This window comes from Streptomyces sp. NPDC048565, from assembly GCF_040650935.1.
Lineage (GTDB): Bacteria > Actinomycetota > Actinomycetes > Streptomycetales > Streptomycetaceae > Streptomyces.
Genome location: NZ_JBEZIH010000029.1, coordinates 42,538 through 63,598 on the forward strand (window position 1 = coordinate 42,538; position 21,061 = coordinate 63,598).

The 21,061-nt window shown below is 72.0% G+C and carries 21 protein-coding genes; 13 read left to right on the forward strand and 8 right to left on the reverse strand.

What is annotated here, in order from left to right; all coding sequences use genetic code 11:
- Positions 1–12 precede the first annotated feature (12 nt).
- A complete protein-coding gene (locus AB0C75_RS29455) occupies positions 13–1,317 on the reverse strand; it encodes a TerD family protein (protein ID WP_362894778.1) in 1,305 nt (434 codons plus the stop codon).
- Between the two features lie 240 nt (positions 1,318–1,557).
- On the opposite strand from AB0C75_RS29455, the gene AB0C75_RS29460 reads away from it, so the two are divergent.
- The 4 genes from AB0C75_RS29460 to AB0C75_RS29475 all read left to right on the forward strand — a co-directional run bounded on the left by AB0C75_RS29460 (position 1,558) and on the right by AB0C75_RS29475 (position 6,207).
- Entirely contained in the window at positions 1,558–2,040 is a 483-nt protein-coding gene (locus tag AB0C75_RS29460) for a DUF6643 family protein (protein ID WP_362894779.1), read from the forward strand.
- Between the two features lie 45 nt (positions 2,041–2,085).
- Entirely contained in the window at positions 2,086–2,910 is an 825-nt protein-coding gene (locus AB0C75_RS29465; RefSeq protein WP_362894780.1) for an MOSC N-terminal beta barrel domain-containing protein, read from the forward strand.
- A 121-nt stretch (positions 2,911–3,031) separates the two neighbouring features.
- On the forward strand, positions 3,032–3,646 hold the full coding sequence (locus AB0C75_RS29470) for a hypothetical protein (RefSeq protein ID WP_362894781.1): 615 nt from the start codon (positions 3,032–3,034) through the stop codon (positions 3,644–3,646).
- A gap of 134 nt (positions 3,647–3,780) precedes the next feature.
- Positions 3,781–6,207 (forward strand): right-handed parallel beta-helix repeat-containing protein, encoded by a 2,427-nt coding sequence (locus tag AB0C75_RS29475; protein WP_362894782.1) that lies wholly within the window; start codon positions 3,781–3,783, stop codon positions 6,205–6,207.
- Here AB0C75_RS29475 and AB0C75_RS29480 read toward each other — a convergent pair.
- Positions 6,177–8,573 (reverse strand): hypothetical protein, encoded by a 2,397-nt coding sequence (locus AB0C75_RS29480; protein WP_362894783.1) that lies wholly within the window; start codon positions 8,571–8,573, stop codon positions 6,177–6,179. The two genes, AB0C75_RS29475 and AB0C75_RS29480, sit on opposite strands and share 31 nt — an antisense overlap.
- A gap of 226 nt (positions 8,574–8,799) precedes the next feature.
- Between AB0C75_RS29480 and AB0C75_RS29485 the strand changes: the two genes are divergently transcribed.
- The gene (locus AB0C75_RS29485; protein WP_362894784.1) at positions 8,800–9,630 is read left to right on the forward strand and encodes a DeoR/GlpR family DNA-binding transcription regulator; all 831 of its coding nucleotides are present in this window, start codon (positions 8,800–8,802) and stop codon (positions 9,628–9,630) included.
- An 82-nt stretch (positions 9,631–9,712) separates the two neighbouring features.
- Positions 9,713–10,147: an SRPBCC family protein gene (locus tag AB0C75_RS29490; protein WP_362894785.1), complete on the forward strand. Its 435-nt coding sequence runs from the start codon at positions 9,713–9,715 to the stop codon at positions 10,145–10,147.
- A gap of 73 nt (positions 10,148–10,220) precedes the next feature.
- Here AB0C75_RS29490 and AB0C75_RS29495 read toward each other — a convergent pair whose 3' ends face one another.
- Entirely contained in the window at positions 10,221–11,354 is a 1,134-nt protein-coding gene (locus AB0C75_RS29495) for a PLP-dependent cysteine synthase family protein (protein WP_362894786.1), read from the reverse strand.
- A 238-nt stretch (positions 11,355–11,592) separates the two neighbouring features.
- Here AB0C75_RS29495 and AB0C75_RS29500 point away from each other — a divergent pair, with 238 nt between their 5' ends.
- Together AB0C75_RS29500 and AB0C75_RS29505 are read left to right on the forward strand one after the other, a co-directional pair.
- Entirely contained in the window at positions 11,593–11,955 is a 363-nt protein-coding gene (locus AB0C75_RS29500) for a hypothetical protein (protein WP_362894787.1), read from the forward strand.
- Positions 11,956–12,169: 214 nt separating this feature from the next.
- Entirely contained in the window at positions 12,170–12,694 is a 525-nt protein-coding gene (locus tag AB0C75_RS29505; RefSeq protein WP_362894788.1) for an ATP-binding protein, read from the forward strand.
- Between the two features lie 100 nt (positions 12,695–12,794).
- Here AB0C75_RS29505 and AB0C75_RS29510 read toward each other — a convergent pair whose 3' ends face one another.
- Entirely contained in the window at positions 12,795–13,097 is a 303-nt protein-coding gene (locus AB0C75_RS29510; protein ID WP_362894789.1) for an SHOCT domain-containing protein, read from the reverse strand.
- 197 nt (positions 13,098–13,294) lie between these two features.
- Here AB0C75_RS29510 and AB0C75_RS29515 point away from each other — a divergent pair, with 197 nt between their 5' ends.
- The gene (locus AB0C75_RS29515) at positions 13,295–13,873 is read left to right on the forward strand and encodes a TetR/AcrR family transcriptional regulator (protein WP_362894790.1); all 579 of its coding nucleotides are present in this window, start codon (positions 13,295–13,297) and stop codon (positions 13,871–13,873) included.
- A 10-nt stretch (positions 13,874–13,883) separates the two neighbouring features.
- The gene (locus tag AB0C75_RS29520) at positions 13,884–14,465 is read left to right on the forward strand and encodes a DUF4865 family protein (RefSeq protein WP_362894791.1); all 582 of its coding nucleotides are present in this window, start codon (positions 13,884–13,886) and stop codon (positions 14,463–14,465) included.
- 82 nt (positions 14,466–14,547) lie between these two features.
- On the opposite strand, the gene AB0C75_RS29525 is transcribed toward AB0C75_RS29520, so the two are convergent.
- Positions 14,548–15,762 carry an ROK family protein gene (locus AB0C75_RS29525; protein WP_362894792.1) on the reverse strand — a complete coding sequence of 405 codons (1,215 nt, stop codon included), beginning with the start codon at positions 15,760–15,762 and terminating at the stop codon, positions 14,548–14,550.
- Positions 15,763–15,882: 120 nt separating this feature from the next.
- On the opposite strand from AB0C75_RS29525, the gene AB0C75_RS29530 reads away from it, so the two are divergent.
- From AB0C75_RS29530 to AB0C75_RS29540, 3 genes are all read left to right on the forward strand, one after another.
- On the forward strand, positions 15,883–17,115 hold the full coding sequence (locus tag AB0C75_RS29530; protein WP_362894793.1) for an MFS transporter: 1,233 nt from the start codon (positions 15,883–15,885) through the stop codon (positions 17,113–17,115).
- Between the two features lie 71 nt (positions 17,116–17,186).
- Positions 17,187–17,558: a hypothetical protein gene (locus tag AB0C75_RS29535; protein ID WP_362894794.1), complete on the forward strand. Its 372-nt coding sequence runs from the start codon at positions 17,187–17,189 to the stop codon at positions 17,556–17,558.
- Between the two features lie 22 nt (positions 17,559–17,580).
- Positions 17,581–18,327 (forward strand): maleylpyruvate isomerase family mycothiol-dependent enzyme, encoded by a 747-nt coding sequence (locus tag AB0C75_RS29540; RefSeq protein ID WP_362894795.1) that lies wholly within the window; start codon positions 17,581–17,583, stop codon positions 18,325–18,327.
- 24 nt (positions 18,328–18,351) lie between these two features.
- On the opposite strand, the gene AB0C75_RS29545 is transcribed toward AB0C75_RS29540, so the two are convergent.
- The 3 genes from AB0C75_RS29545 to AB0C75_RS29555 all read right to left on the reverse strand — a co-directional run bounded on the left by AB0C75_RS29545 (position 18,352) and on the right by AB0C75_RS29555 (position 20,843).
- Positions 18,352–18,753, reverse strand: a complete 402-nt coding sequence (locus AB0C75_RS29545; protein WP_362894796.1) for a MarR family transcriptional regulator — start codon at positions 18,751–18,753, stop codon at positions 18,352–18,354.
- Positions 18,754–18,876: 123 nt separating this feature from the next.
- On the reverse strand, positions 18,877–19,542 hold the full coding sequence (locus AB0C75_RS29550; RefSeq protein WP_362894797.1) for a response regulator transcription factor: 666 nt from the start codon (positions 19,540–19,542) through the stop codon (positions 18,877–18,879).
- Positions 19,539–20,843, reverse strand: a complete 1,305-nt coding sequence (locus AB0C75_RS29555; protein WP_362894798.1) for a sensor histidine kinase — start codon at positions 20,841–20,843, stop codon at positions 19,539–19,541. Before AB0C75_RS29555 ends, AB0C75_RS29550 begins: the two co-directional genes overlap by 4 nt.
- Positions 20,844–21,061: the final 218 nt, after the last annotated feature.

The window sequence follows — 21,061 nt, forward strand, 5'->3', positions numbered from 1 at the left end:
ACCCGCTGCGGGTCACTTGCGCCCGGGGGTCCAGTTCATGCCCCACCCGTAGGCGGCGTCGATCGTCCGCTGGGGGCTCACCCCGCGCCGGGGGACGAGATAGCGGGCCTCGCGCTGCACGGTGAGGTCCCCTCCCTCGGCGCTGATCAGAGCGAGCGCGCAGACGGTGGAGGGCACGGTGCATTCGTCGAGGGAGAAGTCGATGGGCGCGCCGTTCTGCGGCTGGAGTGTGACGGTGGCATGCAGATCGGCGAAACTGCGGGCGCCCTCGTAGATGGTGACGAAGATCAGGACGCGCCGCAGCCGGTCCTTGTGGTCGAGGTTGACCGTGAGGTTCTCGCCGGTCGAGACGGCACCTGTGCGGTCATCGCCGTCGAGGTGGATATAGGGCGGCTGCCGGAGAGAACCGAAGGCGTTTCCCAGTGCCTGCACGACTCCCTTGCTTCCGTCGGTGAGTTCGTACAGCGCGCAGAGATCGAGGTCCAGGTCCGCGTGCTGTGCGACGGCCCTGCCGAGCTTGGCCCCCCAGCCCTTGAACTGCTTGCGCACTTCCCAGTTGAGGTTGACGCGCAACGCTCCGGAGGTGCCGCCCTGTTTCGACAGGGATACCGAAGGGGCGTCCTTCGTCAGCGTGACCTTGGTCAGCCGTACGGGCTGCGCGACGGGCGGCGCGGGAGGCGGGGGCGGGGGTACCTGCTGGGCCTGTGCCTGCGGAGGCGGCGGCGGCGCCTGCCGGGGCGCGGGAGACGGTGGGGCCGCCTGGGCCGGCGGCGCCTGCTGCGGCTCGTCGACGGAGATGCCGAAGTCCGTCGCGAGGCCCGCCAGTCCGGTGTCGTACCCCTGGCCCACCGCCCTGAATTTCCAGGCGCCCTGCCGCAAGTAGAGCTCACCGAGGATGAACGCGGTCTCGACGGTCGCGTCCGCGCTCTCGAAGCGCGCGATCTCGGAGCCGCTCGCCTGGTCCACGATCCTCACGTAGAGGCCGCTCACCCGTCCGAAGGTGCCACCGTCCGCAGAGGCCGCGACCACGACACGGTCGATTGCCGGCTCCATCCGTGCGAAGTCGACGGCGAGGGCGTCCGTGACCGAGTCCCCGGCCGTCCGCTTGCCTTCGTGGCGCACCGCTTGCGACGCGTGCACCGGCTGGTTGTAGAAGACGAAGTCCGCGTCGCCGCGCACCTTTCCCGTCACGAGAAGGAGTGCGGAGGCATCCACGTCAGGTGTCCCGGGAGAGGTACGCCAGCCCAACTCGACCCGTACGGCCCGAGCCGGCACCGCGACATTGGTTCCTTTTTGCATGCTCATGCTCGCCCCCATCACCAGTCCGGCTGCCCGGAGAGTTTCCCGCCAACCTAATCCCCGGCCCCCGGGGAGCCCACACTCCACTCCCGTGCAATTACAGGAACCCCGGAACCCCGAAATCACGGAAGTGCCTTCGCTGTTAACGGAGCCTTTAGCGAGGTTTTGACAGGGCGGCCACCCAAAACCAGCGTAAATCGGATAACCCTAGGATTGGGGGCTCCCCAACCAGCACATCGTGGGCTTAACTTATGTGTCATGACCTCCCCCCGCTCCACCTACGGCAGCGGCTACTACGCCGCGCCGTCGTTCCCCGACACGCCGATCTACGACTCCCTGGTCGCCGAGCGGGGTACCCCTCAGATCGCGCCGATCCGGGTCCCTGCCGCCTACGACACCGGGAACAGCTACCTTCCGGCTCTGCCGTCGGCGCTCCCGGCGCTGCCCGCGGCCCCGTCGCAGCACACCGGGTCCTACGGCCACCCGCAGCCGCAGTACCAGAACGCCGGGATGCAGCAGGCACCGATGATGCAGCCCGCACAGCTGCAGCAGGCTCCGGCGCCGTACATCCCGCAGCAGCCGTCGGCGCCCCGCGGCTACCAGCAGCCGCCGCAACAGCAGCAACGGCCCGGTACGGGTTACGAGGCGATGCGTCCCGCGTCCCCCCGGCCCGCGCCCACTCCCGCGCAGTCGCCGTACGAGGAGCCGTACAACCGCCCGTACCAGGGCCGCGGGTACTGACGGACGCAGCCGCCCACTGTCAGTGACCACTGGCAGGATGACGGCATGCTCTCACCTGTACTCGGCGCCGCATACGTCCATCCGGTCAAGTCGCTGGCCGCATGCGTGGCCGACACGGTCGCCGTCGAGCCATGGGGACTCGCCGGGGACCGCCGCTGGATGCTGATCGACGACGGGAACAGGGTCGTCACCCAGCGACAGCAGCCACGTATGGCCCTGCTGTCCGCCGAGGCACTGACCGGCGGTGGAGTGGCCCTGTCGGCGCCGGGGAGGCCGTCGTTGACGGTGGAGGTGCCCGATCCGGCCCGCACGGTCGTCGCCGAGCTCCACCGGAACAAGGTCACGGTGGCGGTGGCCGGGAGCGCCGCGCACGCCTGGTTCAGCGCATGCCTCGGTGCGGAGGTCCGGCTCGTCCATCTGGACGCGCCGTCGCACCGCAGGCCTGTCGATCCGGCGTTCGCCCTGCCGGGCGAGACCGTGTCGCTCGCCGACGGCTTCCCGCTGCTCCTCACCACGCGTGCCTCGCTGGACGCCCTCAACTCGCTGGTGGCCCAGGGGGATCATCCGCGGGAGGGTCCGCTGCCGATGGACCGGTTCCGGCCGAACGTGGTCGTGGACGGCACCCCGCCCTGGGCCGAGGACGACTGGAAGCGGATCGCGATCGGGGAGGTCGTCCTCCGCGTCGCCAAGCCGTGCGGGCGGTGCGTCATCACGACCACCGACCAGCGGACGGCGGCGCGGGGCAAGGAGCCGTTGCATACGCTCGCCCGGCACCGGCGGGACGGGAGGCACCTGCTCTTCGGCCAGAACCTGATCCCGGAGGGCACCGGCGTGATCCGGGTCGGGGACCCCGTGCGGGTCCTGTGCTGACCGGCTGGAACTCGTGCGGGCGCGTGGGGCGTTGGCCGCGCCGTGAGGTTACTCTCTCTTCTCTGCCGGAGGGCGTGATCGCCGTCCTCCCGGGCTATCACGGACAGGGAGAAGGGGGTGCATGACTGTGCGAGCGGTTCTGGGACTCCGGCGATGGCGGCACAATCCCTTGTACCGTGCCACCGACCGTCATGAGGCATGGGTGGCGCTGGTCGCGCTGCTGCTGATGCTGGCGGCTCCTGCGCTCGGCTGGAGAGCCGGCTCCCTCACGGACGACGCACTCCGGCGGACGGTGCGCACCCAGCACGAGCAGCGCCGCCCGACCCCGGCCTTCGTGGTCCGCGCGGTCCCCGGCACGTCCCGCATCGCCCAGGACCCCGACGCGGCCGTCACCGAGGGCTCCATGCGTACCTCGGTGGTGGCCCGGTGGCTCGCCCCGGACGGCACGGCACGGACGGGCACCGTGACGGCGGGGCCGACGGAGACGGCTCCGGGCACCCGCATCCAGATCTGGACGGACGCCCACGGCCGCTCGGTGATGCGCCCCATGGACACCTCGACGGCCCGTATCCACGGGGTGCTCGCGGGCGTGGGCTCGACGCTGCTCGCCGGCGGTCTGACGGAAATGGCCCGCAGATTCGTCGTATGGCGCATGATGCAACGACGGTACGCCCGGCTCGACCGCGCCTGGGCCCAAGTCGGCCCCGACTGGGGCAGAACGGGTACGGGCACCTGACCCGGCAGGCCGCGGGTCATCCCGTACACGGCTGACCGGTGGTCTGCCCGTCAACCCGCGCCCCTCGCGCGCGCTACGGTGGACCGGCGGCACGAGGCAGCGCACACGGCACAAGGTGGGGGCACGGCAGCACCATGGCACAGGGCACGGTCCAGGTGACGCACACCGGCACATCGCGCTGGCGGCGCCGTACGGGCGAGTACGCATCCCTCGCCGCCGCCCTGGAGGCCGCAGCGGACGGTGACGTCCTCACCGTCGCGCCCGGCACCTACCGGGAGAATCTCGTCGTCCACCGCGCGGTGACACTGCGCGGGCCCGAGGGGTCCGCCGGCTCGGTGCGGATCGCACCGGCCGACGGCGTCCCCCTGACGGTCCGTGCCTCCGCCGTCGTCCAGGACATCCATGTGGAGGGCCAGGACTCGGCGGCTCCCGCGCTGCTGGTCGAGGAGGGCGCTCCCGAGCTGTCGGATCTGCGCGTCGTGACCAGGTCGGCCGCCGGTATCGAGGTGCGGGGCGCGGCCAGGCCCACCGTGCGCCGCTGCACGGTCGACAACCCGGCGGGGGTGGGCATCGCCGTACTCGACGGCGCCGGCGGTGTGTTCGACGAGTGCGAGATCGTCTCGGCCGGACAGTCGGGTGTCTCGGTGCGCAGCGGAGCGCACCCCCGTCTCGAACGCTGCCGTGTGCACCACGCGTCGGGCGCGGGGCTGAGCGTCACCGGGGAGGGCAGCGGCCTGGAAGCGGTGGGCTGCGAGGTGTACGAGATCAAGGGCAGCGGGGTGCACGTCGCCTCCCGCGGCACCGCGCACCTCACGGACTGCACCGTGCACCGCACGTCCGCCGACGGGGTCACCCTGGACACCGACGCGGTCCTCACACTCGCGGACTGCGACATCCACGACATCCCGGAGAACGCGGTCGACCTGCGCTCCCGCTCGGTCCTCACCCTGACCCGTTCCACCGTCCGCCGGTTCGGCCGCAACGGCCTCTCGGTCTGGGATCCCGGCACCCGTGTCGACGCCAACCAGTGCGAGATCCATGACAGTACGGGCGACTACCCGGCCGTGTGGGTCAGCGACGGGGCCACGGTCATACTCGACTCGTGCCGCGTCCACGACGTGCCCGACGCGCTCTTCGTCCTCGACCGGGGCTCCCGCGCCGATGTCGTGGACAGCGATCTGACCCAGATCCGCAACACGGCGGTCTCGGTGAGCGACGGTGCCACCGCTCAGCTCGACGACTGCCGGATCCGCGAGGCGTCCACCGGAGCCTGGTTCCGCGACCACGGCAGCGGCGGCACGCTGAACAACTGCACCATCGACGCGGCGCAGACCGGCGTCATCGTCACCAAGGGCGCCGATCCGACCATCGAGAGGTGCACGGTCACCTCGCCCGCTGAGGCGGGTTTCTATGTCTCCGCAGAGGGCCGGGGCACCTTCGACAGCTGCCGGGTCTCGGGCAGCGACGGCTACGGCTTCCATGTGATGGACGGCTGCCGCTCGACGCTGACGCGTTGCAGGACCGAGCGCTGCGCACGGGGCGGTTACGAATTCGCCGACGGTGCGGGCGGCGACGGGCACACGGGCGGTCCGGTGGTACAGGACTGCACCAGCGACGAGAGCGGTCTGCGTGGCGACGCCGCCGCTCCCCCGCCCCCCGCGGTCCTGACGGCGACGCAGGCGACGCCCGGGCTGCTCGGCGCGATACCGGAGCAGCGGGCCGCCGAGCCGGCGGCCCCGGCCGAGCCGGCGCGCGACTCGGGCGCCGTACTGGGCGAACTCGACGCGCTGGTGGGCCTCGACAGCGTCAAGCGCGAGGTGCGGGCGCTGACGGACATGATCGAGGTGGGACGGCGCCGCAGGCTGGCCGGTCTGAAGGCGGCGTCGGTGCGCAGGCACCTGGTCTTCACCGGGTCCCCGGGCACGGGCAAGACGACGGTCGCCAGGCTGTACGGGGAGATCCTGGCCTCGCTGGGTGTCCTGGAGCGCGGCCATCTCGTGGAGGTGTCCCGCGTCGACCTGGTCGGCGAACACATCGGGTCCACGGCCATCCGTACGCAGGAGGCGTTCGACCGGGCTCGCGGCGGGGTCCTCTTCGTCGACGAGGCGTACGCCTTGTCGCCCGAGGACTCCGGCCGTGACTTCGGCCGGGAGGCCATCGACACACTGGTGAAGCTGATGGAGGACCACCGCGACGCCGTGGTGGTGATCGTGGCCGGGTACACGCACGAGATGGAGCGTTTCCTCAGCGTCAACCCCGGCGTGGCCTCCCGTTTCTCACGGACCATCACCTTCAGCGACTACGAGCCCGACGAGCTGCTGCGGATCGTCGAGCAGCAGAGCGACGAGCACGAGTACAGCCTGGCGGAGGGCACGGGGGAAGCGCTGCTCAAGTACTTCACGGCGCTTCCCAAGGGCCCCGCCTTCGGCAACGGCCGAACGGCCCGTCAGACCTTCGAGTCGATGGTGGAGCGGCACGCCGGCCGGGTCGCCCGGATCGGCGAGCCAAGCACGGACGACCTCACCATGCTCTACCCCGAGGACCTTCCGGCGCTGCCCTGAGCCGCCGTACCCAGGTCGTGCGCGCCCGCCTGCTGGGGCACGACGGGCCCGAGCCGTTCCAGGAGGGCGGCGCGCTCGACGGCGAAGACCGGGTCGGCCTGGTAGTCCGAGTGCCCCAGGATGGGCTCGGGCAGCGGGTGTTCGGTGGTGCGGCCGTAGACCAGCGGGTCCTTCAGCGGGCCCCTGTCCACCTCCTGGCCGTCCCTCTCGTCGATCCGGACCGGCCCGCCGATCGGGTCGGTCGCCCGCCAGAGGTTGCGCCAGCAGTGCACGGACCGCTCAAGACCTTCGAGGGGGAGCCGGCCGAAGTAGGCGGGGAACCAGCGCCCGTACAGTCGCTCGATCGGGGAGCCGTACGTGAGCAGCGCGACCCTGCGCCGGGCCCGGTCGGGGAGCTGCCACACCGCGGCGGCGGCGAGCACACTGCCCTGGGAGTGGCCGGAGATGACGAGCCTGCCGCGGGTGTGCCCGGTCCAGGCGCTCATCCGGGAGGAGAGGTCGGGGACGGCGCGCTCGGCGTAGCAGGGCGGCGCGAACGGATGGGCGGCGCGCGGCCAGAACGTGCCGACGTCCCAGAGGATGCCGATGGTGCGCCGGGCCGAGACGTCACGGTAGGCGCGGCGGCCCAGGGCGACGAGCAGTATCACGCCGAAGCCGGTCAGCCAGGAGCCGGTCGACTGGGCGGTCTCGGCGACCGATTCGACGAACGGTCCTGTGCTGTCCGCCGCGAGTCCCGGGACGTCGCCGGTGAGCCAGGAACCGGCCACCGCTCCGGCGCCGAGCAGCAGGGTGGCCGATGACAGCAGTCCGATGATGCCGGGGGCGGAGTCGGTGAGCGCCGCGGTGGCCCGGGTGCGTGCGATCCGCGCGGTGCGTCCGGGCTCGGGGCGCTTCTCCTCGTACTCCGCCTCGATCGCGGGTCCCAGCCGCCGGGCGTGGCGGGTGGTGCGGACCGCCAGCCAGACGATGGGCGGCAGCAGGAGCAGCAGCAGGACCGGGATGACGGAGGCCTGCCAGCTGAGGAGCACGGGCGGTCCCTGGATGTCGGTGCCCTCGCCCATGCCGGGGGTGCCGGGGCCGTCGAGCCAGTCGGCCACGCGCTGGGCGATCCCGCCGGTCATCACTCCGCCGAGGGCGCAGGCGAGCATGGCGACCGCCGGGCCACCGAGACCATTGAGGGTGGTGCGGGGCTCGGGGGCGCTCCGGTGGAGGTTCAGGGCCACCAGGGCGAGCAGGACGACGAGCAGGCCCTGGCCGAGGGCGAGGGTACGGAAGACGGCCTCGCCGGGGAGGGAGCCCGAGGACACCCAGCCGGGGCGTGACCAGCTCGCGTACACCACCGACCAGAGCAGCAGGACGAGAGCGGTGCCCGGCAGGAAGGTGGTGACGGCCCGGTCGAGCCGGTGGTCGAGGCGCCGCTCGCTGCGTCCCCGGTGGCAGATCACGGCGACGACGACGAGGGCGCACAGGACGAGGACGGTCTCGAACAGGACGCCGGTCACCTCGGATACGGGTCCGTCGGCGCCCCGGTCGTGCCGGGCGGCCGCGCCGCCGACCGTGGCCGCGACCGTGAGGAATCCGGCCGCGGTGTGGGCCGCGCGCAGCCTGGCCACCAGCCTGCGGCCGTACCAGAAGCCGGGCCTGCCGAGGGCCGGGCGGACCACGGGGACGCCGGAGGTCGCCTCCGCGTCCGTGCTCTCGTCGCTCTCGTCGCTCTCCGGGTCGTCCCAGGTCAGGGGGCGCTGCGACTCGTAGGCGCTCCAGGTTCGGTTGGACAGGTACCAGAGCAGTCCCACCAGGGCGGTGGGCACGAGCGCCACGACGGCCAGGCGGCGTCCGGGCTGGGCGAACCATCCGCCCTGCCCGGTGGAGAGGAAACCGAGCCAGGAGCGCTGACCCGCACAGTCGGGTGTCCCCGCGCACTGCCAGGCCACCAGGTCGAGGGCGACCTCGCAGACCGCGGCGGTCAGCAGCACGGTCAGGCTGAGCGCGACGAGGCGCACCAGCAGCCCGTAGAGCCGGACGGTCCTGGTGCGGCCCTGTGCGGAAGGGCGCATCCAGTGGGCGAGGTTGACCACCATGAAGGGGAGCAGCAGCAGCCACAGGGCCCGGGAGCCGTTGCCCGAGGTGAGGTTGGACCAGCAGTAGGCCTCGGGGATGGGCCCGTCACGATGGCGCTCCGGGTGCTGTTCGGCGCCGACGTCCTCGGTGCGCCGGTGGACGGCGGCGGTGATGTCTCCGGTGATCCTGGTCGTACGCGGATCACCGAGCATCTCCTGCGGGGTGGCGCCGCCGACACCGTGGACGAGCAGTTCCAGTGCGGCGCCGCTGCTCTGCGCGGCCTCGGGCGTGAGGTCGGGGGGCATGGTCGGTGACTCGCTCTCTGGTCCGTCCGGCTCGCGGCCGGTGGGGGGAGACGGCTGGATCTGAGCTGATACGCAGTCAACACCATCGCGGACGGGAGGCGTCCGGCGCAGCGGCTCTCACCGAATCTCCCCAGTGGGACGGCCCATGGGGGTGCGTGGCAGGATGAAGGCGTCCCGCAGGACCGCTGCCGGACCGTGCGGACAGAGGGAAGGACCGGGGCCCCCGTTGAGCGAGAACCAGAACCTGCTCGCGGAGCAGCGGCGTGCGCTGATTCTCGACGATGTGCGCAAGCGCGGCGGAGTCAGAGTCAACGAGCTGACCCGCAAGCTGAACGTCTCCGACATGACCATCCGCCGGGATCTCGACGCGCTGGCGCGCCAGGGCGTCATCGAGAAGGTCCACGGCGGCGCGGTCCCGGTCGTCGAGGCGAGCACGCACGAGCCGGGCTTCGAGGCCAAGTCGACGCTGGAGCTCGGTGCCAAGGAGGACATCGCGCGCACCGCGGCGACGCTGGCGGTGCCCGGCAGCGCGATCGCGCTCTCCGGCGGTACGACCACGTACGCGCTGGCCCAGCACCTCCTGGACGTACCGGGGCTGACCGTGGTGACGAATTCGGTGCGGGTCGCCGATGTGTTCCACGGCGCGCAGCGTCCTTCGACGGCGGTCGGCTCACGGGCGGGTGCCGCCACGGTGGTGCTGACCGGCGGGGTCCGTACGCCTTCCGACTCGCTGGTCGGACCGGTGGCGGACCGCGCGATCGGATCGCTCCACTTCGACGTCCTGTTCCTCGGTGTGCACGGCATCTCGGTGGAGGCCGGTCTCTCCACGCCCAATCTCGCCGAGGCCGAGACGAACCGCCGCTTCGTGCGGGCGGCCAGGCGTGTCGTGGTGGTCGCGGACCACACCAAATGGGGCACGGTAGGCCTGAGTTCGTTCGCCTCGCTCGACGAGGTCGACTCCTTCGTCACGGACGCGGGCCTGCCGGACTCGGCCAGGCAGGAGATCGAGGAGCAGCTGCCCGGCCTGGTGGTGGCGGGCGGTCCGCCGGAGGAGTAGCGGGCCACGGCTGCTGCCCGCGGTTGCGGCTGCGGCTTCCGGCTGCGGCTCTCCTGAGTGGCGGACGTCCTAGGATCGGGTGGTGGCCGTATTCCGCATAGAGCGCTTCACTCCCCTGCCCGCCGCCGAGGCATGGCGCCGGGTGACGAACTGGGAGCGGCACGGCGGGACCGTCCCCCTCACCTCGGTCACCGTCCCGACGGGCCTGCCCACCCGCACCGGTACGGTCTTCGTGGCCCGTACCGGCGTGGGGCCGCTCGGCTTCGACGATCCGATGGAAGTGGTGCGGTGGACCCCGCCCGCCGCCGGCCGTGCGGGAGTGTGCCTGCTGGAGAAGCGGGGCTCCGTGGTGCGTGGCCGCGCGTCGATCGACGTCTGCCCGACCGGTTCGGGCTCGCATGTGATCTGGGTCGAGGAGCTGCGTGTGAGGCTGCTCCCCCGCTGGGCCGATCCACTCCTGGTGACCGCGGGCAGGCGGGTCTTCTCCCGCGAGCTCGCCAGCCTGCTCGACGACTGACGCACCGCACGCGGTCGCGGTCGAACGCCTTCCAGGCCCCTGGCGAGCCGTGTCCGCGCCACGGCCGGCCGGCTCAGGCGGGCCAGGTGCCGGTGGCCAGGAAGTGGTCGATCGTCCCGGTGTAGGGCCGGATGTCCATGCCCTGTCCGCTCAGCCAGGCGTCGGAGTAGTACTTGTCGAGATAGCGGTCGCCCGGGTCGCAGAACAGCGTGACGACGCTTCCGGTGCTCCCCCGCTCCACCATCTCGGCCACGAGCTTGAAGGCGCTCCACAGTCCGGTGCCCGTCGAGCCGCCTGCCTTGCGGCCGATGGCCCGCTCCAGCACGCGGACGGCGGCGACGCTGGCCGCGTCGGGCACCTTCATCATCCGGTCGATGGCCCCGGGCACGAAGCTCGGCTCCATCCGGGGTCTGCCGATTCCCTCGATGCGTGAGCCGCAGTCACTGGTCGCCAGCTGGTCGTGCCGGGTCCATCCGTCGAAGAAGCAGGAGTTCTCCGGGTCAGGGACGCAGATCCGGGTGTCGTGCTGCATGTAGCGGACGTAGCGTCCGATGGTCGCGGAGGTGCCGCCGGTGCCGGCGGTGGCGACGATCCAGGCGGGCTCCGGGTACCGCTCCAGCCTCAGCTGCTGGTAGATGGACTCGGCGATGTTGTTGTTCCCCCGCCAGTCGGTGGCGCGTTCGGCGTAGGTGAACTGGTCCATGTAGTGACCGCCCGTCTCGGCCGCGAGGGCCGCCGACTCCTGGTACAGCCGGCGCGAGTCGTCGACGAAGTGGCACTGCCCGCCGTGGAATTCGATCAGGCGGCACTTCTCGGGGCTGGTGGTCCTGGGCATCACCGCGACGAACGGCACACCGATCAGCTTCGCGAAGTACGCCTCCGACACGGCCGTCGAGCCGCTGGAGGCCTCGATGACCGGCTTGCCGCGGCGGATCCAGCCGTTGCAGAGCCCGTACAGGAAGAGCGAACGCGCCAGCCGGTGCTTGAGGCTGCCCGTGGGGTGCGTCGACTCGTCCTTGAGGTAGAGGTCGATGCCCCAGTGCTCCGGCAGCGGGAAGCGCAGGAGGTGGGTGTCCGCCGAGCGGTTGGCGTCGGCCTGGACCTTGCGCACCGCTTCCTTGAGCCAGGCCCGGTAGTCGGGGTCGCTGCGGTCGACGTCGACGGTCTCCATGACGCCACCGCCAGATGTGTGCTCACCGGTGTCCATCAACGGTCTCCTTCGGGTGACGGCGGTACTCCGTACGTTCCACGATATGCCCCCTACCTGCACAAACGTTCACTTTGACGACCCATAGGCCTCCCTTGGCCCAGGCGCGCCCCGCCGCCGTACACCGGGACGTCCCGATCCGGGTCTTCGGCCGCAAATCGGTCGCCGTGGGGGCTGGCGTACGGGCCCTCTCCCCGGGCAGACTTGCAGGAGCCGGTACAAGGGGGGCGAAGTCGTCATGGCCGAGACAGAGTTCAGCGCTGCGGATTTCGGTGCGCCGAGGTTCGGTGCGGCCGACTTCAGGGCGAGTGACGTCAGTATCCGGCGGTGGGCGCGGTCCCTGACCAGGGCCGGCCAAGTGATCGTCGAGGACGGCCGGATCGCGCTGCTCACGAGCAACGGGCGGGAGATCGCCAGCGCCCCGGTGAGCGCGGTCAGCGCGGGCAGGCCGTGGTTCCTTGCCGCCGACTCGGCGATCGCCCGCATCGACGGGGTGCGGTACCGGCTGACCATGGGCCAGCGCAACCGCAGGCCCGGCGGTGCCGCGCCGGTCCGCCGGTTCCTGGAGGCGCTGCGCAGTGCCGCGGGACGACGGACCTGACGCTACGGCCCGGTGCGCACACCGCGAGTTGCGGAGCCCAACCCCCTGAGTCACGCTGGTCACACGTCACTGATGGTGCACCGGCGGTGACAGCGAAAGCCGCCCCCGCCGGGAGCCACGCAGGGCGGACCACGCATGACCAGACACAGCAGTCAGCCATCTGCTGGATCCGTTCCTTCGTCTTCTTCCGGACCTATTTCGGGGAGTCGCAGCCGTGATCAGCGAGCCAAGCAGGCACTGCGCGGTGGAGCTCAAGGCCCTGCCGTCGCGGATCGGTCAGGTCCGCAGAATCATTTCGGCGCAACTGCGCTACTGGCATCTCGATCCTCTGATCGACCCGGCAGCGCTCGGTGTCACCGAACTGCTGACCAACGTCCACCGGCACGCACAGCCGGACAAATCATGCACCGTCGAGATCGAGCTGCTGCTCGACCGGCTGACGGTCTCCGTCCACGACCACGACCCCCGGCTGCCGACCGTCTGCGACGCCGATTCGTCCGCGACCTCAGGGCGCGGACTGGCGATGATCGCCGCGGTCAGCGAGAGCTGGGGCGTACGACCGAGTGACGACGCGGGGAAGGTCATCTGGTTCACCCTGCCCGCACCGTCGTTCACCACCGCCCTGCCCCCACTCCCGGTGTACGGGTCCACGACCGACGGCCCGTTCGGGTCGGACATCGTGGGGCTCATGGAGCCGACGGCAGCACGGACGCGGGCCCGCTCGGCCGTCGTCGGCTGACCGGGATCCGGCCGCGCACCGTACACAGCGCACACAGGAGCGCGCCGGTCCGCTGTGACCGACGCGCTCCTGCCCGTTCGCGCCCGGGCCTCACCTGCCTTCAGAGATCGCCCGGGCCGCCCTTGTCGAAGCGGCCGTAGGGCTCGTCCAGGACGGAGAGCCTGCGCCAGTACTCCTCCTCGTCGATCTCACCGGCGGCGAAGCGCCGGCCCAGCAGATCGATCGGCGACGGCCGTCCCGCCGGGCCGTCCCGCCGGACACCGTGCCGCTGCCACGGGCCCCGGCGGCCACGCCACACGGTGCGGCGCAGCAGTGTGACGACGCAGACGGCGACGGCCGCCCAGATGATCGGGAAGAAGAGGATCCAGGGTCCTGGCCCTCCGTGGTTCGCCAGGGTGTTCATCTCGGTCAGCTCCTCGGTCAGGGTTTCGTCCGTGCGTTCCTGTCACTTACGAGACTCGCTCCGCGAGGGGGCCGGGAGCGTCGTACGGGCGGCGGCAGTTCACGTACGGCCACGGGAGTACGCCGAGGCCGAGACCCTGCTTCCCGGCCGGACCGGACGCGATGGATCCTGTACCTACTGGTATGTACAGTGCTGGTATGAGCACTCCGGACCGGTTGATCGAGGCCACCCAGGAGCTCCTGTGGGAGCGCGGATACGTGGGCACGAGCCCCAAGGCGATCCAGCAGCACGCCGGAGCGGGCCAGGGCAGCATGTATCACCACTTCGCGGGCAAGCCCGAGCTGGCACTCGCCGCCGTGCTCCGCACCTCCGCCGAGATGCGCGAGACGGCCGGGCGACTGCTGGACGGCCCGGGACCGGCGTACGAGCGGATCTCGGCCTATCTGCTGCGCGAGCGCGAGGTGCTGCGGGGCTGCCCGGTGGGGCGGCTGACGATGGATCCCGATGTGGTGACCAGCGAGGCGCTGCGCGCACCGGTGGACGAGACGATCGGCTGGCTGCGGGACCGGATCGCCGAGATCCTCCAGGAGGGCCTGGACACCGGTGAGTTCTCCCCCGGCCTGGCACCCCGGGAGGTCGCTGCGGCCGTCGTGGCCACGGTCCAGGGCGGCTATGTCCTGGCGCGTGCGTCGGGCTCGCCGGCCGCCTTCGACTCGGCGGTCCTGGGACTGCTCGCCCTGCTCGGCACACACGTCACACCGAACCGTCCGGCCTGAGGAGCTCACGATGCATGCCATGCAGTACGAGATCACCCTGCCCGCCGACTACGACATGGGGATCATCCGCGAGCGCGTGGCGACCCGGGGGCACCTCCTCGACGACTTCCCCGGCCTGGGCCTCAAGGCGTATCTGATCCGCGAACGCGGCGCCGCCTCACCGGTCAACCAGTACGCCCCGCTGTATCTGTGGTCCGCCCCCGAGGGCATGAACGCCTTCCTCCGGGGCCCCGGGTTCCAGGGCATCGTCGATGACTTCGGCCGCCCCGAAGTGCAGCACTGGACCGGGCTGCTCCACCAGGAGGGAGTGGCTTCGGGTGCGCTCCCCCGCACGGCTGTCCGCCGCCGCGAGTGGATCGCGGACACCGTCCGCCCTGCCGACGCGGTGGACGCCGCGCTGGAGGAGAGCCGCCGGCTGGCCGGCACGTCCGGAGCCGTGGTCAGCGCGCTGGCGGTCGACCCGCGCCACTGGGAACTGCTGTACTTCACCCTCTGGGAGCACGAGCCGTCCGGCGCGCCGGGCGACCGCTACGAGGTGCTGCACCTGTCGTCGCCCGAGCGTGACCGGCTGGGGCACGGCAAGCAGGGGTGACCCGGTCCGTACGGTCCTCTGCTGCGGCGACTGCGGCCACGGCCGGCGCACTCGCTCGGCGATGAGGTGGATCCGCCGCCGGTCAGGCCAGTGCGGCCAGCGGGTCGTCGAGCACCGGCTGCCAGGCCAACTCGGCGGCGCCCACCAGGCTGTTGTGGTTCAGCGTGCAGGACAGGATCGGCACACTTCCGCTGCGGCCCCACAGGCTGCGGTCGGCGACGACGGCGCGCAGGCGTTCGGGGTCGGCCTCCAGGAGATCGCGGTGCAGGCCACCCAGGATGATCCGGTCCGGGTTGAGGATGTTGACGAGCCCGGCGAGGCCGAGGCCGAGCCGGTCGATCAGCTCCTCGGCGGCGGCCCGCACATCGGGGTCGCCGTACTCCGTGCGCAGCAGGCCGCCCGACTGCTTGAGCAGCGACTCCTCGGGGCCGGGCTCCCTGCGGGCCGCCGTGAGGAAGGCGAGGGGGTCGGTCTCGACGTCGAGGCAGCCCCGTCCGCCGCAGTGGCAGGGGCGGCCCTCGGGGTTCACCGTGAGATGACCGACCTCCAGGGCAAGACCCGAACTCCCGCTGTGCAGACGGCCGTCCAGGACGAGGGCGCCACCCACCCCGCGGTGCCCGGTGGCGACGCAGAGCAGGTGCTGGGCGCCGCGTCCCGCGCCGTGCCGATGCTCGGCGAGAGCGGTGAGGTTGACGTCGTTGGCGGTGAACGCGGGACCGGTGATACCGGCGGCGCGTACGCGGCTGGAGAAGATCTCCCGGACCGGCGCCCCCGCGGGCCAGGCGATGTGCAGCGGGTTGAGCGCGGTCCCCTCGGGTTCGGCGACGGCGGAGGGCACGGCGAGGCCGGCGCCGACGCAGCGCAGCCCGCTCTCACGCAGGAGCCGGGCGCCGGCGTCGACGACCTCGCCGAGGACCTGGGCGGGATCGGCCTTGACGGCGACACAGCCGGGCGCGGTGGCCACGATCCTGCCCCCGAGTCCCACGAGCGCGGCACGGAAGCCGTCGGAGTGCACCTGTGCGGCGAGAGCGACGGGCCCGCTGTCGCGGACGGACAGCCGGTGCGAGGGGCGGCCCTGCGAACCGGCGGCTGAGCCCGGGCTCGAGTCGACCTTGATGAGCCCGAGCGCCTCCAGCTCCGCCGCGACCGCGCCCGCGGTGGCACGGGTGACACCGAGCTCGGAGGTCAGTACGGCGCGGGTGGGAGCACGGCCTGTGTGCACGAGCTCCAGGGCGGGCCCGAGCGCGCTGCGGCCCCTCTCCAACTTCGTCCGCGTGGTGGTCGACTTGCCGTTCATGGGGGCGAGTCTCCCATGATCCGGGGCCGTTTCGGACGCCGCGGCGTCCCGTACCGTTCACCGCCCGGCCACCGGTGCAGCACCCTTGCGTGCGTCATGGGACGACCCTATGCTCACTTTGTGCCGCAAGTAAACAAAATACGGTCGGCCCGGCCGGGAAAGCTCGGCGGAAACACCGCTCCGCCCTCGCCTGCCCGGCTCCGTGCCGCATTGACCGTGTTCTTCGCCCTCGACGGGTTCCTGTTCGCCGGCTGGGTGGTCCGTATCCCGGCCATCAAGCACCAGACGGGGGCCTCCGCCTCCACTCTGGGGCTCGCCCTGCTCGGTGTGTCCGCCGGTGCGGTGATCACCATGATGCTCACCGGCAGGCTGTGCCGGCGCTACGGGAGCCATGGGGTCACCGTGGCCTGCGGCGTACTGCTGTCCCTGAGCATCGCCCTTCCGGCACAGATGGGTTCGGCACTCACCCTCGGTCTCGTGCTCCTGCTCTTCGGAGCCGCGTACGGCGGGCTGAACGTGGCCATGAACAGCGCGGCCGTCGATCTGATCGCCGCGCTGCGCCGCCCCGTGATGCCGAGCTTCCACGCCGCGTTCAGCTTCGGCGGCATGGCCGGCGCCGGGCTGGGCGGGCTTGTCGCGGGCAGCCTGTCGCCAGCCGCCCATCTCTTCGCCCTGACGGGCCTCGGACTTGTCGTCACCGCGGCCACCGCACCGGCGCTCCTGCGCGCCGGACCCCCCGCGTCCCCCGCGCAGGAGCGGCCGGCTGACGCCCCGCAACAGCCGAGGGGGATGGGTACGCACGCGCGCCGGATCGTCATCCTGTTCGGCGTCATCGCCCTGTGCACGGCGTACGGCGAGGGTGCGCTGGCCGAGTGGGGCGCGCTGCACCTCAGCCAGGACCTGGGGGCCGCCCCGGGTCTCGCAGCCGCCGGATACTCCGTGTTCGCGCTGACGATGGCCATCGGCAGGCTCACGGGTACCGCCCTGCTCGAACGGTTCGGACAGACCCGCACGCTGGTGGCCGGCGGGGCCACGGCGGCGGCGGGGATGCTGCTCGGCGCGCTGGGTCCTGCCGTCTGGCTGACGCTGCTCGGCTTCGCCGTCGCCGGCCTGGGTCTGGCCAACATCTTCCCCGTCGCGGTCGGCCGGGCGGGTGCGCTCGCCGGGGCCGGCGGGGTGGCCGCCGCGTCGACCCTCGGTTACGGCGGGATGCTCCTGGGGCCGCCGGTGATCGGCTTCCTCGCCGACTGGATCTCCCTCCCCGTGGCACTCACCACGGTGACACTGCTGGCCGCCACCGCGGCGGTGCTGGGCTGGACGGCCCGCAATGTGGGCGAACACGTGAACGGTTGAGTAGGTGTACTCAGGCGCCGCCGACTTCCCCGGCGCACGATGAAGACATCAGCCATTCAGGGGAGCAGACCATGCGACACCACATAGAGACCAACCGGCAGCTGCGCACGGCGGCACGACTGACCTTCGGCAACACGGCGTCACGGATCTATCTCGGGCTCGTGCTGGCGGCCGTGGTGTTCGTCGCCGTGGACATGCTGTTCGTGACCCACGAGGACGCCTCCTTCTCCGGCGTCTGGGTGTTCTTCCTCGCCGCGCCGACGGTGTTCGTCTTCCTCATGGGCAGCTCGATGGCCGGGGCGGACTCCGGGGGCCCCGCGTGGTTCATCTACCTCGCACTGCTCGTCTCGGTGCTCGTGCAGGCCTTCGCGCTCGGCTGGTTCTCGCAGCTGGTCCGCGGCCCCTCCCGCCGCGGCCGTTCCGCGCACCCCCAGAGCGCCTGACGCGTCTGGCACAATCGCCGCCGTGGAGATATCCGAGCATGTGAGCGCTCTTGCCACGGAGGGCCGCGCCCTGGCCTCCGCGGCCCGCGATGCGGGGCCGGAGGCCCCCGTCACGACCTGCCCGGGGTGGCGGATCCGGGACCTCATCGGCCACACCTCCATGGTGCACCGCTGGGCGACCGCGTTCGTCGTCGAGGGCCACCGGACGTACCACCCCATGGAAGAGGAACCCGAGCTCGACGGCGACGCGCTGTTCGACCGGTTCACCGAGGGCCACCGCCTGCTGGTCGACGCGCTCCGGGCCGCACCGGCGGACCTGGAGTGCTGGACCATATTCTCCGGGCCGTCCCCGCTCGCCTTCTGGGCACGCCGGCAGGCGCACGAGACCCGGATCCACCGGGTGGACGCCGAGTCGGCGCGGGGCGGCCCGCTCACGCCCGTGGCGCCACCGCACGCGGTGGACGGCATCGACGAACTGCTGACCGGGTTTCACGCCCGCGACAGGAGCCGGGTGCGCACCGAAGTGCCACGCACGCTCCGGGTGCGGACCGTGGACGCGGACGCGGTGTGGACCGTGCGGCTGTCCGCCGGCCCACCGGTCACGGTGCGTGGGGCCGCCGACCTGGACACGTCCGCCGACTGCACACTGAGCGGCACGGCCGATGAGCTCTACCTGGCCCTGTGGAACCGCCGGCCGCTCACGTCCGTGGGCCTCTCGGGAGACCCCGAGGTGGCCGGACTGTGGGAGCGGAACGCTGCGGTCATCTGACCGTGGACGCCGGACCGGCCGCCTTCACTCTCCGGCTCCGTCGAGCATCCGGGCCAGCACCTCACGCTGGAGCGGCCTGGCCTCCGCGTGGCGGGACCGGCCGACGTCCGTCAGCTCCACACGTACGCCGCGGCGGTCGTCGCTGCACATCACGCGGCGTACGAGGGCGTCCCGCTCCAGCCGCGCCACGAGCCGTGACAGCGCGCTCTGGCTGAGATGGATCCGCGAGGCGATCTCCTGCACACGCAGACACGTCTCGCCGCCCGGCGTACCGGCTTCCATGAGGACGTCCAGGACCTCGAAGTCACTGGCTCCCAGCCCGTGCGGGCCCAACGCCCGGTCCAGCTCGCCCAGGGTCCTGGCGTGCAGCGCGAGCATCTCGCGCCACTCACCGACGAGCGCCTGCTCGGACTTCTTCGCTGCCATGGCCGCACGCTAGCAGAGGAGCCGGCCATCCATGCACACGCAACAGATGCATACGCATCAGGGCTGAACGCCATGGGACGGCGCCCGGCCGATGGGCGCGCCGGACAGCCGGGCACCGACTCCTCAGCCGAGCCAGCCGGGGCGCACGAGCCCCGACTCGTAGGCGAGCACGACGAGTTGCGCCCTGTCCCTGGCACCCAGCTTGACCATGGCGCGGCTGACATGGGTCTTGGCGGTGAGCGGGCTGACGACGAGCCTGCGGGCGATCTCCTCGTTGGAGAGCCCGATGCCGACCAGGGCCATCACCTCCCGCTCGCATTCGGTCAGTTCGTCCAGGACCGTGGCCTGCTCCGGCTCCTTGGAACGCACCGCGAACTCGGCGATCAGCCGCCGCGTCACCCCCGGCGACAGCAGCGCGTCCCCGTCCACCACCGCGCGCACCGCCCGCAGGAGCTCGTCCGGTTCGGTGTCCTTGACGAGGAAGCCGGAGGCTCCGGACCGGATCGCCTCGAAGACGTACTCGTCGAGTTCGAAGGTGGTGAGCATGACCACCTTCACCTCATGGAGGTCCGGGTCGTCCGTGATCGCGCGGGTCGCGGCCAGACCGTCGAGCTTCGGCATCCGGATGTCCATGAGCACCGTGTCGGGGCGCAGTTCGCGCACCAGGCGTACGGCATCGGCCCCGTCGGCGGCCTCGCCGGCCACCTCGATGTCCGGCTGGGCGTCCAGAAGCGCCCGGAACCCGGCCCGGACCAGCGACTGGTCGTCGGCGAGCAGTACCCGGATCACGACGTCTCCTCTGTTTCCGCCTCGCCGGAGGCGGAGGTACCGCCCCGGCCGGGTCTCAGCGGGAGTTCCGCCGTGACCCGGAATCCGCCGTCGGGCCGGGGGCCCGCGTCGATGGTGCCTCCCAGCGCCGCGGCCCGTTCCCGCATCCCGATGAGCCCGTTGCCGCTGCCTCCGGCGTCGTCCCCCGTCGCCGGACCCTCGTCGTCGATGGTGAGTCCGAGGAGCTCGCCTCGGTACGCGATGCGGACACGGGCGGTGCGAGATCCGGAGTGCCGCACCACGTTCGTCAGCGCCTCCTGCACGATACGGAAGGCAGCGAGGTCGGTACCGGGCGGCACCGACCCCCGTTCGCCTTCCGTGTCGACGCTCACGGCGAGCCCCGCCCCCGCCGCCTGGTCGACCAGCTCGGGCAGGCGGTCGAGGCCGGGGGCCGGGGCGCGGGGTGCGTCGCCCGGGGTCCTGAGGTTCTCCAGGACCTGGCGGACCTCACCGAGCGCCTCCTTGCTGGCGGACTTGATCGTGGTCAGCGCCGTACGCGCCTGTTCGGGGTCGGAGTCGAGCAGGGCGAGCCCGACCCCGGCCTGGACATTGATGACGGAGATGCTGTGGGCGAGTACGTCGTGGAGCTCGCGGGCCATGCGCAGCCGCTCCTCGTCGGCCCGCCGCTTCTCCGCGGCCTCGCGCTCCGCCCTGGCCGCCACCCACTGCTCGCGCCGCACCCGCAGAAGCTCGGCCGCGGCGACGATCGCCACGACCCAGGCGGTGATGAACGCCTCCTGGGCCCAGGGCGCGGGGCCGTCACCGTCGGGCGGCAGCCAGCGGTACAGCCAGTGCGCGGCCAGCAGATGCCCGGCCCACAGGGTGCCCAGCGACCACCAGGCGGCCATGCGGTGCCCCGACACGATGGCGCTGAAGCAGCCGACCGCGACGGCGAGGAAGACCGGGCCGTACGGATACCCCAGGGCGAGATAGACGAGCGCCGCGGCGGACGTAGCCACGACCGCGACGACAGGGTGCCGGTGGCGCACGAGCAGCACGCCGACCGCGGCGAGCAGCAGCAGCCTGGCGACGACGCCCAGCGGTTCGCGGCCCTGGCCGTGCGCGGCGATGGTGGTACCCACCATCACGATCACACCGATCACGACGGTCGACGGCCATGGCAGTCGGTCGCCGCGCCGCCCGCGGCCGGCGAACCTCCCGCCGCCGTACCTTCCGCGCCACGGGGGCCCACCGCCGGCCCGCCCGCCTCCCGGCCCCGGGCGGCGGCGGCCCGTCATCGGGTGCCCTCGCTGATCCTGCATACCGGCCACGCTAGACGCGCGGACCCCCGGCGCACGTCAGCCGGGCGGGGTGATCGCGCATACTCCCTGGGGAGTAGGCGTCCGTGAGGAGCGGGGCGGGTCCGGCGTCCTGCCCCTGCCCCTGCCCCTGCCCCTGCCCCTGCCCCTGCCCCTACGAGGCTCCGTCCGACCGCGCGCACGCCTGCGGAACGCGGCCGGAACCTTGCGCTGCCGCACGC

What these genes read in the sequence shown, in the direction of transcription:
- AB0C75_RS29535 (WP_362894794.1), top strand. Translation starts at nt 17,187, where the DNA reads ATGCGACACCACATAGAGACCAACCGGCAGCTGCGCACGGCGGCACGA.
- AB0C75_RS29480 (WP_362894783.1), bottom strand. Translation starts at nt 8,573, where the DNA reads ATGCCCCCCGACCTCACGCCCGAGGCCGCGCAGAGCAGCGGCGCCGCA.
- AB0C75_RS29500 (WP_362894787.1), top strand. Translation starts at nt 11,593, where the DNA reads ATGGCCGAGACAGAGTTCAGCGCTGCGGATTTCGGTGCGCCGAGGTTC.
- AB0C75_RS29465 (WP_362894780.1), top strand. Translation starts at nt 2,086, where the DNA reads ATGCTCTCACCTGTACTCGGCGCCGCATACGTCCATCCGGTCAAGTCG.
- AB0C75_RS29555 (WP_362894798.1), bottom strand. Translation starts at nt 20,843, where the DNA reads ATGCAGGATCAGCGAGGGCACCCGATGACGGGCCGCCGCCGCCCGGGG.
- AB0C75_RS29545 (WP_362894796.1), bottom strand. Translation starts at nt 18,753, where the DNA reads ATGGCAGCGAAGAAGTCCGAGCAGGCGCTCGTCGGTGAGTGGCGCGAG.
- AB0C75_RS29460 (WP_362894779.1), top strand. Translation starts at nt 1,558, where the DNA reads ATGACCTCCCCCCGCTCCACCTACGGCAGCGGCTACTACGCCGCGCCG.
- AB0C75_RS29455 (WP_362894778.1), bottom strand. Translation starts at nt 1,317, where the DNA reads ATGGGGGCGAGCATGAGCATGCAAAAAGGAACCAATGTCGCGGTGCCG.
- AB0C75_RS29495 (WP_362894786.1), bottom strand. Translation starts at nt 11,354, where the DNA reads ATGGACACCGGTGAGCACACATCTGGCGGTGGCGTCATGGAGACCGTC.
- AB0C75_RS29525 (WP_362894792.1), bottom strand. Translation starts at nt 15,762, where the DNA reads ATGAACGGCAAGTCGACCACCACGCGGACGAAGTTGGAGAGGGGCCGC.
- AB0C75_RS29470 (WP_362894781.1), top strand. Translation starts at nt 3,032, where the DNA reads ATGACTGTGCGAGCGGTTCTGGGACTCCGGCGATGGCGGCACAATCCC.
- AB0C75_RS29475 (WP_362894782.1), top strand. Translation starts at nt 3,781, where the DNA reads ATGGCACAGGGCACGGTCCAGGTGACGCACACCGGCACATCGCGCTGG.
- AB0C75_RS29515 (WP_362894790.1), top strand. Translation starts at nt 13,295, where the DNA reads ATGAGCACTCCGGACCGGTTGATCGAGGCCACCCAGGAGCTCCTGTGG.
- AB0C75_RS29510 (WP_362894789.1), bottom strand. Translation starts at nt 13,097, where the DNA reads ATGAACACCCTGGCGAACCACGGAGGGCCAGGACCCTGGATCCTCTTC.
- AB0C75_RS29520 (WP_362894791.1), top strand. Translation starts at nt 13,884, where the DNA reads ATGCATGCCATGCAGTACGAGATCACCCTGCCCGCCGACTACGACATG.